This is a genomic window from Nitratireductor sp. StC3 (genome assembly GCF_003015025.1).
Classification (GTDB): Bacteria; Pseudomonadota; Alphaproteobacteria; order Rhizobiales; family Rhizobiaceae; genus Mangrovimarina; species Mangrovimarina alexandrii.
Genome location: NZ_PYBP01000004.1, coordinates 273,303 through 290,326 on the forward strand (window position 1 = coordinate 273,303; position 17,024 = coordinate 290,326).

Sequence of the window (17,024 nt, forward strand, 5' to 3'; positions counted from 1 at the left end):
CTATTTCCTGCTGGGGCTCGTCGCGGTGGTTGTGGCCGCGCTGTGGGCGCCGGTGCCGGCCGGCGCGATCGAACCGATCAGAATATCGCGCGACGACATCGCGCTCGACCTGTCCGGCGCGCTGGAATTCCACCGCAACAAGGGCGCCAGTTTCCAGGTGTCCACCGCGCCCGGCATCGACGGCATCGTGCGGCGCATCGAGGTCGAGGCCAAGGAGAGCAATTCGTCCGGCGACTGGGCCGTGTTCGCGCTCGCCAACACGACCGACCAGCAGCTCGACCGGCTGATCGTGGCCCCGCATTTCCGTCTGGTCGGTTCCGGCCTGTTCTGGCCCGATCTCGGCGCGAGCCGGATCGGCGCGATCACGCCGAGCGAGGGCTTCGCGCTCGACCGGCAGGCAAGCCCCGACGCCGATGTCTTCCTGGTGACCCTCAATCCCGGCTCGGTGATCACCTTCATCGCCGAGCTGGCCTCGCCCGAGGTGCCGCAGGTCTATCTGTGGGATCCCGAAGCCTACAAGGACACGGTCAATTCCTACACGCTGTTTCGCGGCATCGTGATCGGCATCGCCGGGCTCCTGGCGCTGTTTTTGACCATCCTGTTCGTCGTCAAGGGCACGACCATGTTTCCGGCGACGGCTGCTCTCGCCTGGGCGGCGCTTGCCTATATCTGCGTGGATTTCGGGTTCTTGAGCAAGGTCATCGAAATATCGCCGGGCAGCGAGCAATTGTGGCGTTCGGTGACCGAAATCGCGCTGGCGGGAAGCTCGATCGTGTTCCTGTTCGCCTATCTCAACCTCAACCGCTGGCACGGCCATTTCAGCTATGTCGCGCTCGCCTGGATATCCGGGCTCGGCCTGATCGCCGGCATCGCGGTGTTCTTCGATCCGGCCGTGGCCGCCGGCATCGCGCGGCTCTCGTTCGCCGCAACCGCCGTCATCGGCCTGCTTCTGGTCGTCTATCTGGGCCTGCGCGGCTATGACCGCGCGATCATGCTGGTGCCGAGCTGGCTGATGGTGCTGGTGTGGATGGCCGGCTCGTGGCTGGCCATCACCGGCCTGCTCGACAACGACATCGTCCAGCCGGCGCTGGGCGGCGGCCTGATCCTGATCGTGCTTCTGATCGGCTTCACCGTGATGCAGCACGCCTTTTCCGGCGGCGCGCTGCAGCAAGGCCTGTTCAGCGACATGGAGCGCCAGGCGCTGGCCATCACCGGCTCCGGCGACACGGTGGTGGACTGGGACGTGCTGCGCGACCGCGTGGTGACCCGGCCCGACATCAGCGAGCAGCTCGGCCTGAGCGGCGGCAGCCTGCACGGCCCGGCCCGCAACTGGCTGCCGGTGCTGCATCCCGACGACCGCGACCATTTCCGCACCACGCTCGACATGGTGCTGGAACACCGGCGCGGCCGCATCGGCCAGAGTTTTCGGCTGCGGGCGGCCGACGGGCATTATCACTGGTTTTTGATGCGGGCGCGGCCGGTGGTCGGCTCGGACGGCGAGGTGATTCGCTGCGTCGGCACGCTGATCGACGTCACCAAGCAGAAAAAGGCCGAGGAGCGGCTGTTGCACGACGCCGTGCACGACAATCTGACCGGCCTGCCAAACCGCGAATTGTTCCTCAACCGGCTCGACGCGGTCGTCAGCATCGCGCGCGCGGAGGAAAAGGTCCGGCCGACGGTTTTCGTCATCGACATCGACCGGTTCAAGCACGTCAATGACGGGCTCGGCATGTCGGCCGGCGACACCATGCTCCTGACGCTGGCACGCCGGCTGCACCGGCTGATCAAGCCGCAGGACGCGCTGTCGCGGTTCACCGGCGACCAGTTTGCGCTGATGCTGCTTTCCGAACAGGACCCGGCGCGGATCGCGGCCTTCGCCGACGCGTTGCGCCAGGCGATCCGGGCGCCGATCAGCTTTGCCAAACGCGAGATCGTGCTGACCGGATCGATCGGCCTGATTTCATGGACGTCGCCCTCCGCCACCGCCGAGGACATGGTCAAGGACGCCGAACTCGCCATGCAGCAGGCCAAACGCTTCGGCGGCGACCGGATCGAGCCCTTCCGCCCCGCCTTCCGCTCCTACGGCGCCGATCGCCTGCAGATCGAATCGGATCTGCGCCGTGCGCTCGATCGCGGCGAGCTCAGCCTTGTCTACCAGCCTATCGTTAGGCTGGAGGACAATTCGGTCGCCGGCTTCGAGGCGCTGATGCGCTGGGATCATCCGCGCCGGGGCATGATCCTGCCGGGCGAATTCATCCCGGTCGCGGAGAACTGCAATCTGATCGTGCAGCTCGGCCTTTTCGCCATGCAGCGCGCGGCCGAAGATCTGGCGTCGTGGCAAAAACAGATCGGCAACTCGCCGCTGTCGGTGTCGGTCAACCTGTCGAGCCGGCAGCTCATCCGGCAGGATCTCGTCACCGACGTGCGCTCGGTGCTGGCCAGGGCCAATCTCAAACCGATCTATTTCCGTCTCGAACTGACCGAATCGCTGATCATGGACAATCCCGAGCAGAGCACGCACGTGCTCGACAAGCTGCGCAAGCTGGGCATCGGCCTGTCTCTGGACGATTTCGGCACCGGCTACTCGTCGCTGTCCTATCTGACCCGCCTGCCTTTCGACACCATCAAGATCGACAAGAGCTTCGTCGACGACACCAGTCCGAAAAAGGCGGTGCTGTTGAGCTCCATGGTCGACATGGCGCACGAGCTCGGCCTGTCGGTCGTGGCCGAGGGCGTTTCCAGCGAGGCCGACGCGCTGCAGCTCAGGCAGATGGGATGCGAATTCGTTCAAAGCTTCCTGTTCGGCGCGCCGCTGACGGCCGACGCGGCGCTGAAGCTTTTGAAGGAGCAGTTCCCGCTTACTCAGGCATGACCGGAAACTCAGGCGTGACCGGAAAAATTGCTCAAATGGGCGACGTCGATACCGAGCGAGGCGAGGACGCGGTCATATTTGCGCTCGATGTCGCCATCGAACAGAAGCTCTATGTCGACCGGACAGGTCAACCAGCCATTGTCGACGATCTCCTGCTCGAGCTGGCCGGCCCCCCATCCCGCATAACCGAGCGCCATGATGGCGTGGCGCGGGCCTTCGCCTTCGGAGATGGCGCGCAGGATATCGACGGTGGCGGTCAGGCAGACCTCGTCGGACACCGGGAGCGAGGATTCGACCACGTAGTCGTCGGAGTGGAGAACGAAACCGCGACTGCGATCGACCGGGCCGCCATTGCGCACCAAAAGGTCGCGCGCGGAGGGAGCGAGGCGGATCGCCTGCTTTTCGTCGACGATGCCGAGCTGAACGAGCAGGTCCGCGAAGCGCAGCGACTGGGACTGGTTGATGATCAGCCCCATCGCGCCTTCTTCGCTGTGGGCGCAGACATAGATGACGGCGCGCGCGAAACGGTCATCCACCATGCCCGGCATGGCGATCAGGAAATGATCGTCGAGAAAACCGCCCGCCCCGCCGGCATTGCCGGGCGGCGTGCTCGATTTTCCCTTCTGGCGCAACAAATCCATATTCAAAGCCTATCGCGTTTCCGCAATTCTTGAAAGACGGTTTGAAATCCGGCGCCATCGCCCGCCTTCACGCAGAAATGACGGCAGATGATCGGCGTGCGGATTGAAGTCCGGGCCGATTGGCGACACTGATGGGACGATGGGAGGAACCGCTTGAAACCGATCATGTCCGCCGCGCTGTTGCTCGTCCTGGCCGTCCCGGTCGCCGATCGCGCGCGGGCCGCGTCGAGCGAGACGTTTCGAACCGACGGCGCCACGATCCGCCTGCTGACGACCGGGCTCGCCGACGACGACGGCGTGTTGCGCGGGGCGCTTGAAGTCGATCTCGAACCGGGCTGGAAAACCTATTGGCGCGACCCCGGCGCCTCGGGCGTGCCGCCGCAGATCACCCTTGACGGCAGCCTCAACGTGGAGAGCGCGCGGCTCGGCTATCCGGCGCCGCAATGGCACGAGGACAGCTACGGCGCCTGGGCCGGCTACGACGTCCCGGTCCGGTTTCCTGTGGTTTTCACGGTCGGGGCGCCCGACCGCTATGCGCTGATCGAGGCCGACATCTTTCTCGGCGTGTGCCGGGATGTCTGCATTCCCGTTCAGGCCAGGCTAAGCGTCGAACCGGGCAGCGCGCCCGACGCGCCCGCCGACAAGGCCGCCGTCGAGGCGGCGTTCGCGGCCCTGCCCGCCCCCGCCGGCGACGGTTTCGGCGTCACGGCCGCCCGCCTGGACGACGCGGTGCTGATCGTGGAAGCGACCACCCCGCTCGACAGCGGCGAGGCCGCTTTGTTCGTCGCCGGCGCACAGGGTTACCTGTTCGGCGCGCCCCGGATCGACAGGGCCGAGACGGGCGCGCCCGCACCTGGCCGTACAGTGTTCCGCGTGCCGGTCCTCCAGGGTCCGCAGACCGGCGCGGCACCGCTGACCGCCGCCTATACGCTGGTGACGCGGATCGGCGCGGTCGCGGGCGAAATCAACCTGCCCTGATCAATTCGGCGCTGGACATGACCGCCACGCGCATTATGTGATCTCGGCAGACGTCACTTCACAGACACTTTCCGGAGGGATTTTCATGACAATATCGGTCGGCGACAAGCTGCCTGACGCCACGCTCAAGGCGATCGGCGCCGATGGCGCCAAAGACACCAGCGTGGCGGAGCTTTTCGAGGGCAAGACGGTGGTGCTGTTCGGCGTGCCCGGCGCGTTCACGCCGACCTGCTCCAACAACCACCTGCCCGGCTATCTGGAAAATTACGACGCCATCCTGGCGCGCGGCGTCGACACGATCGCCGTCGTCTCCGTCAACGACCAGCATGTGATGACGGCCTGGGCGCGGTTTTCCGGCGGCGAAGGCAAGCTGGTCTATTTGGCCGACGGCAATGGCGATTTCACGCGCGCGCTCGGGCTCGACATCGACCTGTCGATCGCCGGGCTCGGCGTCCGTTCCAAGCGCTATTCGATGATCGTGGACGACCGCACGCTGCGCACGCTCAACATCGAGACCAGCCCGGCCGAGGCCGTGGAATCGGGCGCGGCGAGAATTCTCGAACAGCTTTGAAACGGCCGGCCGGCCGCGGTCATCGTTTACCCGCGCGCCGGCGCGGCACGCCGTGCCGGCCTGACCTTGACGAGCGCGGCGCGGGCGAGTTCGTCGGCGCGCTCGTTCTCGGCGTGGCCGGCATGGCCCTTCACCCAGCGCCATTCGACCGTGTGGCGGCGGCGCGCCTCGTCCAGCGCCTGCCACAGCTCAACATTCTTGACCGGCTTCTTGGCCGCCGTCTTCCAGCCATTGCGCTTCCAGCCGTCGATCCAGCCGGAAATACCGTCGCGCACATAGACGCTGTCGGTGGTGAGCACGACCTGGCAGGGCTGCTTGAGCGCGTTCAGCGCCTCGATCGCCGCCATCAGCTCCATCCGGTTGTTGGTGGTGTGGGCCTCGCCGCCCGACAGCTCCTTTTCGGTGCCGTTGAAGCGCAGGATCGCGCCCCAGCCGCCCGGCCCGGGATTGCCCGAACAGGCGCCGTCGGTGAAGATCTCTACCTTTTTCATGACGATTCGAGCCCGTATTCGGAGGTCGCGCGGATGTGGCGATGGAAGCGCAGCCGGCGGATGAATTCGCTCGGGTCGCGCTTCTGCACCAGCGCGCCGTCGGGAATCGTCAGCCAGTCGTAAAGTCGGGTCAGCATGAAACGCAGCGCCGAGCCGCGCGCCAGCAACGGCAGCGCCTCGCGTTCGGCCGGCTCGAGCCGGCGGACGCTCTGGTAGCCGGCGAGGAAGGCCCGGCCCTTGGTCAGATTGAAGGCGTTGTCGGTTTCGAAACACCACGCATTGAGGCAGGTCGCCACGTCGTAGGCAAACATGTCGTTGCAGGCGAAATAGAAATCGATCAGGCCGGACAGCCGGTCGCCGAGGAAAAACACGTTGTCGGGGAAAAGGTCGGCATGGATGATGCCCGACGGCAGGTCCGACGGCCAGTCGCGCTCGAAGGCGGCGAACTCGGCGTCGATCTCCTCCACCAGGCCGGCCTGGAAGGAGCCGGCGCGCGGCCTGGCCTGCAGCCAGAGCCGTTTCCAACCGTCGACCGACAGCGCGTTCTTGCGGCCGAGCTTGAAATCGGCGCCGGCGAGATGCAGGGCGGCGAGCGCGGCGCCGACGGCGCGGCAATGGGCGGGCGTCGGCCGACGAACCCAGATGCCTTCCAGGAAGGTGATGATGGCGGCCGGACGGCCGGCCAACTCGCCGATCAACCCGCCGTCCCGGCGCTCGACCGGCAGCGGGCAGGAAATGCCCTTTTGGGCCAGATGCTGCATAAGGCCGAGGAAGAACGGCAGGTCGGTAACCTCGACCCGACGCTCATAAAGGGTCAGAATATAGGTTCCGACCGTGGTATGCAGGTAGAAATTGGAGTTCTCGGAGCCTTCGGCGATGCCCTTGTAGGACATCATCTCGCCAAGCCGGTATTCCTGCAAAAAGGCGGCGAGCTCGACCTCGTTGATGTCGGTGTAGACGGCCATCTGGCAGGGCTCAGCCGTTGACGAAGGCCATGTCGGCCCGGGTCAGTTCAACATCGCGCAAGGCGCGCATGACGGGGAAATCCTCCGTCTCGGTGGCGGTGACGGCAAGCTCCACGGTCACGTCGAAGCGGTCGCGAAAGGCTTCCACGATCTCGTTGACGATGATTTCGGGCGCCGAGGCGCCGGCCGACAGGCCGAGCGTGCGGATCGGGCCGATCTCGTCCCAGGCGATGTCGGCGGCGCGCTGCACAAGAAGCGCGCGCTTGGCGCCCGAGCGCTCGGCAACCTCGACGAGCCGGCGTGAATTGGACGAATTCGGCGCGCCGACGATCAGGAACAGGTCGGCACCGGGCGCGGTCTCCTTGACCGCCTCCTGGCGGTTGGTGGTGGCGTAGCAGATCGATTCGGCGGCCGGGGCCTGGATGGCGGGAAAGCGCCGCTGCAACGCGCCGACAATGCCGGCCGTGTCGTCGACCGACAGCGTCGTCTGGGTGACGAATCCGAGCGCGGCCGGATCGGCCGGCGCGAAGCGCGCCACATCCTCCTCGGTCTCGATCAGGCTGACGGCACCGTCGGGCAACTGGCCCATCGTACCGATGACCTCGGGATGGCCGGCATGGCCGACCAGCACGACATGGCGGCCGAGCCGATGGTGACGGATCGCCTGTTTGTGGACCTTGGACACCAGCGGACAGGTGGCGTCGAGATAAAACAGCGCCCGCTCGGCGGCATCGCGCGGCACCGATTTCGGCACGCCATGGGCGGAAAACACCACCGGACAATCGCGATGCTCGTCCGGTATCTCGTCGATCTCCTCGACGAACACCGCGCCCAGATTCTGCAGGCCCTCGACCACGTAGCGATTGTGGACGATCTCGTGGCGCACATAGACAGGGGCGCCGTATTTCTTCAGCGCCAGAACGACGATCTGGATGGCGCGGTCGACGCCGGCGCAAAAACCGCGCGGCTGGCACAGCCGGATGGTCAGCGGATGCTTGTTGGATTCGGGCATGGGTCGATCACCTTCCTGCCGCGGACATGATGCGCCGCACCGGTGCCTGTCAAGGGCGGCGGGCTCGATCCTCGCGCCTTATGCGCACCAGCCAGACGCCGACGACACCGGCGAGCGCCGCCGCCAGGCCGAACCAGGTCACGGCGTATTGCAGGTGGTTGTTGGGCATGCTGATCAGCGTCACGCCGCCCACCGGCAGCCCGCCCGGATTGGGATTGTCGTCGGCGTCGACGAAAAACGGCACGATCTCGGTTCCCTCCGGCAGGCCGGCGGTGGCCGCCATCGCCTCGATATCCTTCCAGTAGAAGATGTTTTTGGCGGGTTCGTTGTCGGGCAGGATCGAGGACGGTTTTTGCGCCAGCCGGTCGCGCGCCAGTCCGGTGACGGTGAGCGCGCCCGTCACCTGCCCCTCGCCGCGCGTGGCGGCCGGCTTGCGGTCGAAGGGGACGAAGCCGCGATTGACGAAGACGGCCGAACCGTCGGCGCGCAGCAGCGGCGTATAGACGAAATAACCCGACGCGCCTTTCCAGGTGGCGAAGAAATGGCGCTCGCCGGAATGCAGGAAGCGACCGCTGACGCTGACCGGCAGATATTCGATATCCTGGCCCGCCTCATGCGCGGCCAAAACCTCGCCGAAGGCTGCGGGCGGCCGGTGGATGCGCGCTTCGATGGTGGCGAGCAGGCCTTCCTTCCAGGCCAGGCGCTGAACCTGCCAGACGCCGAGCGCGCACAAGATGGCGAACAGGACGAGTGCCGCCAGCACGACCTTCCACGCCGAAGGCGCCGCCCGCGCGGAAACCGGCGTGTCAGTCCTCGCCATGGTCGAGCCGCCCTTCCCGGGCCTTGTTGGCATATTGCAGATTGATCAGAACGCCCTTGAACAGGCGCAGCGGCACCAGCGAGCCGACGACGGCAAGCGGGATCCACAGCAAAAAATGCAGCCATAGCGGGGGCCCGAACGACACTTCCGCCCACAGGGCGAGGCCAACCACCAAAAAGCCGACGATCAGGATGACGAACACCGCCGGGCCGTCGCCGGCATCGGCGAAATCGAACCCCAGACCGCAATTGCCACAGTTCTCGTTCACGTTGAGATATCCGGAAAAGAGCCGTCCCTCGCCGCAGCGCGGGCAGCGCCCCTTGAGGCCGGCCCCGATCGGCTCGACGGGCGGATAATGCGCCTTGTCCTGGCTCATAGCCTGGTCTCGCTCGAGGTGGCGTTGTCTGGCATGGTCCGGATTTCATCCATCTGCGCATCGGCTCCGGCGCCGAAAGTCCGGTCCAGCTCCGCCGGGACCGGGTCCGGCATTCCGAACCGTCCGGCCGCCATCTATCACGATCGGGCCGCCGGGGTCGACGCTCGCCATTGTCGCAGCCTCGCGGAGCGGCGCCGGGATGTGGCGGAGCGTTCCCCGTCCGGCGCGCGCAAAAGGAAGCGACAAAAAGGAACGGCCGCCCGAAGGCGGCCGCTTCACATTCTGGCCGGCGCGCGTCAGTGCGCGGCGATCGTCGCGCCGGACGATGCCCACACATAGATGCAGGCGAACAGGAACAGCCACACCACGTCGACGAAATGCCAGTACCAGGCGGCCGCCTCGAAGCCGAAATGCTGCTTGGAGGTGAAGTCGCCGCGCATGGCGCGCAACAGGCACACCAGCAGGAAGATCGTGCCGACGAAGACGTGGAAACCGTGGAAACCGGTCGCCATGTAGAAGGTGGCGCCATAGATGGAATCGCTGAAGGCGAACGGCGCGTGCATATATTCGTAGACCTGGACGAAGGAAAACAGCACGCCGAGCGCGACCGTCAGGGCCAGGCCCCAGACCAGGCCCTTGCGGTCGTCGTGCAGCAGCGCATGGTGCGCCCAGGTGACCGTCGTGCCCGACAGAAGCAGGATGATGGTGTTGTAGAGCGGCAGGTGGAAGGGATCGAGCACCTCGATGCCTTCGGGCGGCCACACGCCGCCGGTATATTCGGCGCGCGCGACCTGGGCGGCCTCGTTGGGAAACAGGCTGGCGTCGAAGAACGCCCAGAACCAGGCGACGAAGAACATCACCTCCGAGGCGATGAACATGATCATGCCGTAGCGCAGATGCAACGACACCACGCGGGTATGGTGCCCCTCATGCGCTTCCTTGATCGTGTCCGACCACCAGGCGATCATCGTGTAGAGGACGAGCGCGAGACCGATCGCGAAGATCCAGTACTTGGCGCCGGCAAGGTCCATGCCGAAAAAGGGCAGCGTGCCGCTGCGCATGCTCTGCATCCAGGCGACGCCGCCAATCGCCATGATCAGCGCGCCCACAGAGCCGATGAACGGCCAGGGGCTCGGGTCGATAATGTGGTAATCGTGTTGCGGTTTGGCGTGTGCGTCAGCCATGTCAGCCCCCGAGCTTGGTCGTCTCGTTCGTCGTTGCGTCTGTCGCTTCGCCCACGGGCGAAGCAGCGACGGGTTCGTCCCCGTCAATGGAGAAGAAAGTGTAGGACAGCGTGATGGTCTCGGTGTTCTTCAGTTCCGGAACGTTGACGATTTCCGGATCGATAAAGAAAACCACCGGCATGTCCATGGTCTCGCCCGGTTTCAGCTCGGTGTCGGTGAAGCAGAAACACTCGACCTTGTTGAAATAGGCACCCGCCGTCGGCGGCGAGACGTTGAAGGTCGCGCGCCCGCGCGCCGGCGCCTTGAACATGTTGCGGGCGGTGTAGGAAATCTGCGCCGTCTCGCCGATCCGGATCTTCACGTCGCGCTGAACCGGCTTGAAGTCCCAGGGCAGATCGCTGGCGACGTTGGCGTCGAAACGGATCGTGATCTCGCGATCCAGAATGGTATCGGAATATTGCTCGACGCGCTGGGTCGTGCCGCCATAGCCGGTGACCTGGCAAAACAGCTGATAAAGCGGCACGGCGGCGTAGGCCATGCCGATCATGCCGACGAAAAACGCCAGACAGGCCGTGGCGATGACGCGGTTGGAGCGTTCGGTTTTGTCGCCGATCGGCTTTTTCTCGCTCACGGTCGTCATAGCGCACGCTCGAAGATGGCCGGGCCGAACTTGGCGATCGTGGCGAAGTAGAAGATGGCGACCAGCGCCGCCAACGCCAGGCCGATGGCGATGGAACGCGCACGACGTGCCTTGGCCTGGGCCGGACTGAGGACGAGACCCTTTTTGTCGCTCATGTCAGCCTCCGAATCCGGCGATGCGACCGGCGACGGTATCGATCAGGAACGCGGCGAAGATCGCGAACAGATAGACGATCGAATAGGCAAACAGCGCCTTGGCCGGCTTCATGGCACGGTCGTCGTCGGCCATCGCGAACACGCGCCAGGCATGCCAGGCAAAACCGGCGCCGAGCGCGACGGCCAGCACGCCATAGGCCGCGCTGGCGAAACCCAAGGCCCACGGCGCGGCGCCGACCGGCGCGATCAGCAGCGAATAGGCCAGGATCTGGCGGCGGGTGGCGGCCGCGCCGGCGACATTGGGCAGCATGGGAACGCCGGCCCGCTCGTAGTCGCCGGACTTGAACAGGGCGAGCGCCCAGAAATGCGGCGGCGTCCACAAAAAGATGATCAGGAACAGAATGACGCTTTCCAGGCTGACGGAGCCCGTCGCCGCGGCCCAGCCGATCATCGGCGGGAACGCACCGGCCGCGCCGCCGATGACGATGTTTTGCGGCGTCCAGCGCTTCAGCCACATCGTGTAGACGACGGCGTAGAAGAAGATGGTGAAGGCGAGCAGGCCGGCGGCGACCCAATTGACGATCACGCCCAGGGTCATGACCGAGAACGCCGACAGGACGAGGCCGAAAACCAGCGCCTCGCCGGCAGCAATGCGCCCCGAGGGCACCGGCCGGTCGGCGGTGCGCGACATCACCAAGTCGATGTCGGCGTCGTACCACATATTGAGCGCGCCGGACGCGCCGGCGCCGACCGCGATCGCCAGGATCGCGACCAGGGCGATGAACGGGTTCAGCGTTCCCGGCGCGGCGACCAGACCGACCATCGCCGTGAAGATGACCAGCGACATCACCCGCGGCTTCAAAAGCGCGAAATAATCGCCCGGCGTCGCCTCCGAGAGGCGCACGCCCGCTTCCGAGGCGGAGATATGGTTGTCGACGATAGCCATGAAAACGCTGTACCGCTTTGTCCCTTTGAGCGAAGCCGCCGGCGAACCGACGGCTTCGTTTTCTGCCTGTGCCTACTTGATCCTCGGCAGCTCTTCCCACTGGTGGAAGGGCGGCGGCGACGGCAGCTGCCATTCCAGGGTGGTGGCGCCCTCGCCCCACGGATTGGCGCCGGCGACGCGCTTCTTGCGGAAGGCTTCGAACACGCCGTAGAGGAAGATCACCACGCCGATCGCGGCGATATAGGAACCGTAGGAGGAGACCAGGTTCCAGCCCGCGAAGGCGTCGGGATAGTCGATATACCGACGCGGCATGCCGGCCAGGCCGAGGAAGTGCTGCGGGAAGAAGATCAGGTTCACGCCGATGAAGGTGACCCAGAAATGGGTACGCGCGATCAGCGGCGAGTACATGTAACCCGTCATCTTGGGGAACCAGTAATACCAGGCCGCGAAGATCGCGAACACGGCACCCAGCGACAGCACGTAGTGGAAGTGGGCCACGACGTAATAGGTGTCGTGGAAGGAGCGGTCGAGGCCGGCATTGGCGAGCTGAACGCCCGTGACGCCGCCGACGGTGAATAGGAAGATGAAGCCGATCGACCACAGCATCGGGGTGCGCATGGAGATCGAGCCGCCCCACATCGTGGCGATCCACGAGAAGATCTTCACGCCCGTCGGCACCGCGATCACCATGGTGGCGAACACGAAGTAACGCTGCGTGTCGAGCGACAGGCCGGTGGTGTACATGTGGTGCGCCCACACGATGAAGCCGACCACGCCGATGGCGACCATGGCGTAGGCCATGCCGAGATAACCGAAGATCGGCTTGCGCGAGAAGGTCGACACGATGTGGCTGACGATGCCGAAGCCCGGCAGAATCAGGATGTAGACCTCGGGGTGACCGAAGAACCAGAACAGATGCTGGAACAGGATCGGGTCGCCGCCGCCTTCCGGCGCGAAGAAGGCGGTGCCGAAATTACGGTCGGTCAGAAGCATGGTGATGCCGCCGGCAAGCACCGGAAGCGACAGCAGCAGCAGGAACGCCGTGATCAGCACCGACCAGGCAAACAGCGGCATCTTGTGCAGTGTCATGCCCGGCGCGCGCATGTTGAAGATGGTGGTGATGAAGTTGATCGCACCGAGAATCGACGACGCGCCGGCGATGTGCAGCGACAGGATGACGAGATCCATCGCCGGGCCGGGCTGACCCGACGTCGACAGAGGCGGATAGACCGTCCAGCCGCCACCGGCGCCGAGAGCGCCGGCAGGTCCGGGCACGAACATCGACATCAGCAACAGAATGAAAGCGGGCGGCAGCAGCCAGAACGAGATGTTGTTCATGCGCGGGAAGGCCATGTCCGGCGCGCCGATCATGATCGGCACCATCCAGTTGGCGAAACCGCCGATCAGCGCCGGCATGACCATGAAGAAGATCATGATCAGGCCGTGGCCGGTCGTGAACACGTTGTACATGTGCTTGCCGGCATCGAGGGCGGCATCGCCCTCCACGCCGTAGACCATGGCGGCGAGCCCGTGGAAGATCTGGATGCCCGGCTCGGCAAGCTCCCAGCGCATCATCACCGACAGGAAGCCGCCGATGATGCCGGCACAGATCGCGAAGATCAGATAGAGCGTGCCGATGTCCTTGTGATTGGTAGAATAGACCCACCGCGTCCAGCCATAGGGCTTGTGGTCGTGGTCCGCATCGTGAGCTGCAGCGCCTGCCATGTTACGCTCCGTTTCCCTTATTCTGACCGTTCGCGGCGTTATTCGCCGGCGGCCGCAACCTTGGTCTGCGCATCCGTCGCCGCCATCAGCGCCTTGTTGGCGCCGGCGAGATCCGAGCGCGCGGCGGCGAGCCAGGTGTCGTACTGATCGGCCGAGACCACCCGGACGGCAATCGGCATGAAGGCGTGATCCTTGCCGCAAAGCTCGGAGCACTGACCGTAATAGATGCCTTCCTTCTTGGCCTTGAACCAGATTTCGTTGATCCGGCCGGGAACCGCATCGGTCTTGACGCCGAAGGCCGGCACGGCGAAGGCGTGAATGACGTCGCTGGCCGTCACCAGAATGCGGACCGTGGTGTCGACGGGCACAACCACCTCGTTGTCGACGGCCAACAGGCGCGGATAGGTCTCACGATCCTCCTTGCCGAGCGCGGCGCGACCGTCCTCGGCCAGCATCAGCGAGGAAAAGGAAAGCGGCTCCTCCTCGGTCTGATACTCATAATCCCAATACCACTGAACGCCGGTCGCCTTGATGGTGATGGCGGGGTCCTCAGGCGGAGAATACTGCGCCGACAGGAGCTGGAAGGACGGCACCGCCAAGAACAGCAGCACCACGACCGGACCGACCGTCCAGATGACCTCGATCAGCGTGTTGTGGCTGGTACGCGACGGATTCGGATTGGCGCTCGCCCGGTATTTTACGATCACCCAGCCAAGCAGCAGCATGACCAGAACGGTGATCGGCAAAATGAACCACAGCGTATAGATCTCGAACCAGGTGGTCTGCTCCATGATGGAGGTGGCCGCCGGCTGAAAACGCGTCTGCCAGGGGGTCGGCTGCGCGGCAAGAGCGGGGGCGGCTGCCATACAGGCCGCCAAGCCGGACAGGATCGCCAGGGGCTTTCTTATCACGCTCATCTTCTCCTCGATCGGAATGCGCAGCCTGTGTTCCGGTGCGCGCAGGTCTGCCGGGTCAGGGACCCAGCCATGATGTCGGCCGTTAAAACCATACTCTCCCGACATCTGCAAGGAAGCCCGCCCCGCCATCCATGCGGCATTTTTGCGCGAGCGGCAAATTGGCGCCGCGCAGGCTGGCGGACAGGGACCGCGACCGCGGTCGCTTCGGCGTTACGCTGCCGCACGGACGGCGCGACGCGGGCGATCGCGCCGGCTCAGGTCGCATTTCCGGCGGATTTCGAAGGCAAGTGGTCCGGCGAATCATCGCTTGACGGCCGCAAAGCCCCGCTTTGAATGGCGCCGGGCGCACGATAGATTCAGCTGATTCGCCATGGAGCCCTCATGCTGACCTTACCCGCACGTCTTTTCGCCGCCGCCGCCGTGATGGCCGCCAGCATGATGTTCCTGCCGGAGGCCTACGCCCAGCAGGGCGGCTCGGTGCGCTCGACCCATGGCGCGTGGTCGATCATCTGCGACGTGCCGGCCGGGGCGACCGGCGAGCAATGCGTGCTGATGCAGAACGTCGTGGCCGAGGACCGGCCCGAAGTCGGACTTTCGGTGGTGGTGCTGAAGACGGCCGACAACAAGGCCGAGATCCTGCGCGTGCTGGCCCCGCTCGGCGTGCTGCTGCCCAACGGGCTCGGTCTCAATGTCGACGGCAAGGATATCGGCCGCGCCTATTTCGTGCGCTGTTTCCAGGACGGCTGCTATGCCGAGGTGATCCTGGAGGACCAGTTGCTCGACACGTTCAAATCCGGCACCGCGGCCACCTTCATCGTCTTCCAGACGCCGGAAGAAGGCATCGGCATTCCGGTCGATCTGTCCGGCTTCTCGGAAGGGTTCGACGCACTGCCCTGAACCGTCGCGAGCGCGGTCTCCGCGGTCTGCCCGTAATGGAAGCGGACGCGCGCGGCGATACGCGCTTCAGCGGCGCAGGCCGAAATGAATGCCAAGGCCGCCGGCCATGCCGAGTCCCGCGCCGGCCAGCATGTAGTCGCTTCCGAACGGCGATCCGGCCGCCAGCCCCGCCAGGGCGCCGGCCGCGACCCAAAACAGCAGGTTTCTTACGCTCGCGCCCTTGCGCATTCTCGCCCTCCTCGCACGCTCGTGGGTGAAAGCCTTGCCCGCATTCTCTATATAGGCGAGGAAGCCGAAACAAACCCACCCGAGGGAGCCTGCGCGTGTCCGCCCCATTGCTGGAAAAATTCGACATCCCCGAAACGGCCGTGAAGCGGCTGGTCGCGAACGCTATCCAGGGCGCCGATGACGGCGAGCTGTTCGTGGAATATTCAGAAAACGAGGCGCTGGTCTTCGACAATGGCCGGCTGAAGACGGCCAATTTCAACCAGGACCAGGGCTTCGGCCTGCGCGCGGTGGCCGGCGAGGCGACCGGCTACGCCCATTCGAGCGAATTTTCCGAACACGCGCTGGCGCGCGCCGCCGACGCGGTCTCGGCGGTCAAGGCCGGCTATTCGGGCCGGCTCGCCACACCGCCGGCGGGCACCAACAGGCGGCTTTACGGCGACGAGAACCCGATCGCGGCGCCCGGCTTCGCCGAAAAGGCAAGGCTGCTGCAGGAGATCGACGCGTGGCTGCGTGCCAAGGACCCGCGTGTGCGCCAGGTCACAGCCTCGCTCGCCGCCTCGTGGCAGACCGTGGAAATCCTGCGCGCCGACGGGCATTTGGTGCGCGATGTCCGGCCGCTGGTGCGGCTGAACGTGGCCGTGGTGGTGGGCGACGGCGACCGCCAGGAAAGCGGCTCGCACGGCATGGGCGGGCGCAAGGGGTTCGGCGCGTTCGTGGCCGAGACATCGTGGAAACACGCCGCCGACGAGGCGTTGCGCCAGGCGCTGGTCAATCTCGAGGCCAAGCCGGCACCGGCCGGCACGTTCGACATCGTGCTGGGCGCGGGCTGGCCGGGCGTCATGCTGCACGAGGCGGTCGGCCACGGGCTGGAAGGCGACTTCAACCGCAAGAAGACCTCCGCTTTCGCCGGCCTGATGGGCCAACAGGTGGCCGCCCGGGGCGTGACCGTGATCGACGACGGCACGATCGCGGAACGGCGCGGCTCGCTGACCATCGACGACGAGGGCACGCCGAGCGGCCGCAACGTGCTGATCGAGGACGGCAAGCTGGTCGGCTATATGCAGGATCGGCAGAACGCCCGGCTGATGGGGGTTGCGGCAACCGGCAACGGCCGGCGCGAATCCTACGCGCACGAGCCGATGCCGCGCATGACCAACACGTTCATGCTCGGCGGCGATGCGGAGCCGGCCGAGATCATCGCCTCGGTCAAGGACGGTGTCTACGCCGTGTCCTTCGGCGGCGGCCAGGTCGACATTACCTCCGGCAAATTCGTGTTCGCCTGTACGGAAGCCTACCGGATCGAAAACGGCAAGGTGACCCACCCGATCAAGGGGGCGATGCTGATCGGCAACGGCCCCGACGCCATGCACCGGGTGACGATGATCGGCAACGACATGAAACTCGATACCGGCATCGGCATGTGCGGCAAGGCCGGCCAGGGCGTGCCGGTCGGCGTCGGCCAGCCGCATTTGAGAATGAACCAGATGACGGTCGGCGGCACGCAGACGTGATCGGCCGGACGCGGGACCGGCGCGTGCCTTCACTCCCGTACCAATTCGAGTAGAGGTTCGAACGAATAGAGCGTCGGCCGCCGGCCCGATGCCGG

General features: G+C 65.5%; 18 protein-coding genes. 5 read left to right on the forward strand and 13 right to left on the reverse strand.

The window, feature by feature from the left end; translation table 11 throughout:
- Window positions 1–7 precede the first annotated feature (7 nt).
- Window positions 8–2,872: an EAL domain-containing protein gene (locus C7T96_RS10785; RefSeq protein WP_238719705.1), complete on the forward strand. Its 2,865-nt coding sequence runs from the start codon at window positions 8–10 to the stop codon at window positions 2,870–2,872.
- Between the two features lie 8 nt (window positions 2,873–2,880).
- Here the strand turns inward: C7T96_RS10785 and C7T96_RS10790 are convergent, their stop codons facing one another.
- Window positions 2,881–3,513: a YqgE/AlgH family protein gene (locus tag C7T96_RS10790; protein WP_106571233.1), complete on the reverse strand. Its 633-nt coding sequence runs from the start codon at window positions 3,511–3,513 to the stop codon at window positions 2,881–2,883.
- A 153-nt stretch (window positions 3,514–3,666) separates the two neighbouring features.
- Here C7T96_RS10790 and C7T96_RS10795 point away from each other — a divergent pair, with 153 nt between their 5' ends.
- Both C7T96_RS10795 and C7T96_RS10800 read left to right on the forward strand, forming a co-directional pair.
- A complete protein-coding gene (locus tag C7T96_RS10795; protein WP_245414120.1) occupies window positions 3,667–4,491 on the forward strand; it encodes a protein-disulfide reductase DsbD domain-containing protein in 825 nt (274 codons plus the stop codon).
- Between the two features lie 85 nt (window positions 4,492–4,576).
- A complete protein-coding gene (locus C7T96_RS10800) occupies window positions 4,577–5,062 on the forward strand; it encodes a peroxiredoxin (protein ID WP_106571234.1) in 486 nt (161 codons plus the stop codon).
- 26 nt (window positions 5,063–5,088) lie between these two features.
- Here the strand turns inward: C7T96_RS10800 and rnhA are convergent, their stop codons facing one another.
- From rnhA to coxB, 11 genes are all read right to left on the reverse strand, one after another.
- A complete protein-coding gene (rnhA, locus tag C7T96_RS10805) occupies window positions 5,089–5,553 on the reverse strand; it encodes a ribonuclease HI (RefSeq protein WP_106571235.1) in 465 nt (154 codons plus the stop codon).
- Window positions 5,550–6,518, reverse strand: a complete 969-nt coding sequence (locus C7T96_RS10810) for a homoserine kinase (RefSeq protein WP_106571236.1) — start codon at window positions 6,516–6,518, stop codon at window positions 5,550–5,552. Before C7T96_RS10810 ends, rnhA begins: the two co-directional genes overlap by 4 nt.
- 10 nt (window positions 6,519–6,528) lie before the next feature.
- Window positions 6,529–7,530, reverse strand: a complete 1,002-nt coding sequence (gene ispH, locus C7T96_RS10815; RefSeq protein ID WP_106571237.1) for a 4-hydroxy-3-methylbut-2-enyl diphosphate reductase — start codon at window positions 7,528–7,530, stop codon at window positions 6,529–6,531.
- Between the two features lie 49 nt (window positions 7,531–7,579).
- The gene (locus C7T96_RS10820) at window positions 7,580–8,350 is read right to left on the reverse strand and encodes an SURF1 family protein (RefSeq protein ID WP_106571238.1); all 771 of its coding nucleotides are present in this window, start codon (window positions 8,348–8,350) and stop codon (window positions 7,580–7,582) included.
- A complete protein-coding gene (locus tag C7T96_RS10825; protein ID WP_106571239.1) occupies window positions 8,337–8,726 on the reverse strand; it encodes a DUF983 domain-containing protein in 390 nt (129 codons plus the stop codon). The genes C7T96_RS10820 and C7T96_RS10825 overlap by 14 nt, the downstream gene beginning before the upstream one ends.
- 296 nt (window positions 8,727–9,022) lie before the next feature.
- Entirely contained in the window at window positions 9,023–9,910 is an 888-nt protein-coding gene (locus C7T96_RS10830; protein WP_106571240.1) for a cytochrome c oxidase subunit 3, read from the reverse strand.
- A 1-nt stretch (window position 9,911) separates the two neighbouring features.
- The gene (locus tag C7T96_RS10835; protein ID WP_106571241.1) at window positions 9,912–10,550 is read right to left on the reverse strand and encodes a cytochrome c oxidase assembly protein; all 639 of its coding nucleotides are present in this window, start codon (window positions 10,548–10,550) and stop codon (window positions 9,912–9,914) included.
- Window positions 10,547–10,705 (reverse strand): hypothetical protein, encoded by a 159-nt coding sequence (locus C7T96_RS24185; protein WP_164749733.1) that lies wholly within the window; start codon window positions 10,703–10,705, stop codon window positions 10,547–10,549. Before C7T96_RS24185 ends, C7T96_RS10835 begins: the two co-directional genes overlap by 4 nt.
- 1 nt (window position 10,706) lies before the next feature.
- Window positions 10,707–11,651 (reverse strand): heme o synthase, encoded by a 945-nt coding sequence (locus tag C7T96_RS10840; protein WP_106571242.1) that lies wholly within the window; start codon window positions 11,649–11,651, stop codon window positions 10,707–10,709.
- 72 nt (window positions 11,652–11,723) lie between these two features.
- Window positions 11,724–13,376 (reverse strand): cytochrome c oxidase subunit I, encoded by a 1,653-nt coding sequence (ctaD, locus tag C7T96_RS10845; RefSeq protein ID WP_106571243.1) that lies wholly within the window; start codon window positions 13,374–13,376, stop codon window positions 11,724–11,726.
- A 38-nt stretch (window positions 13,377–13,414) separates the two neighbouring features.
- Window positions 13,415–14,293, reverse strand: coding sequence for a cytochrome c oxidase subunit II (coxB, locus tag C7T96_RS10850; protein WP_106571244.1), 879 nt, complete (start codon window positions 14,291–14,293; stop codon window positions 13,415–13,417).
- Between the two features lie 423 nt (window positions 14,294–14,716).
- Between coxB and C7T96_RS10855 the strand changes: the two genes are divergently transcribed.
- Window positions 14,717–15,190 (forward strand): invasion associated locus B family protein, encoded by a 474-nt coding sequence (locus C7T96_RS10855; RefSeq protein ID WP_245414133.1) that lies wholly within the window; start codon window positions 14,717–14,719, stop codon window positions 15,188–15,190.
- Window positions 15,191–15,256: 66 nt separating this feature from the next.
- Here the strand turns inward: C7T96_RS10855 and C7T96_RS24030 are convergent, their stop codons facing one another.
- Entirely contained in the window at window positions 15,257–15,418 is a 162-nt protein-coding gene (locus tag C7T96_RS24030) for a hypothetical protein (RefSeq protein WP_158264342.1), read from the reverse strand.
- 95 nt (window positions 15,419–15,513) lie between these two features.
- Here C7T96_RS24030 and tldD point away from each other — a divergent pair, with 95 nt between their 5' ends.
- A complete protein-coding gene (gene tldD, locus C7T96_RS10860; RefSeq protein ID WP_245414121.1) occupies window positions 15,514–16,929 on the forward strand; it encodes a metalloprotease TldD in 1,416 nt (471 codons plus the stop codon).
- The last annotated feature ends 95 nt before the right edge of the window (window positions 16,930–17,024 follow it).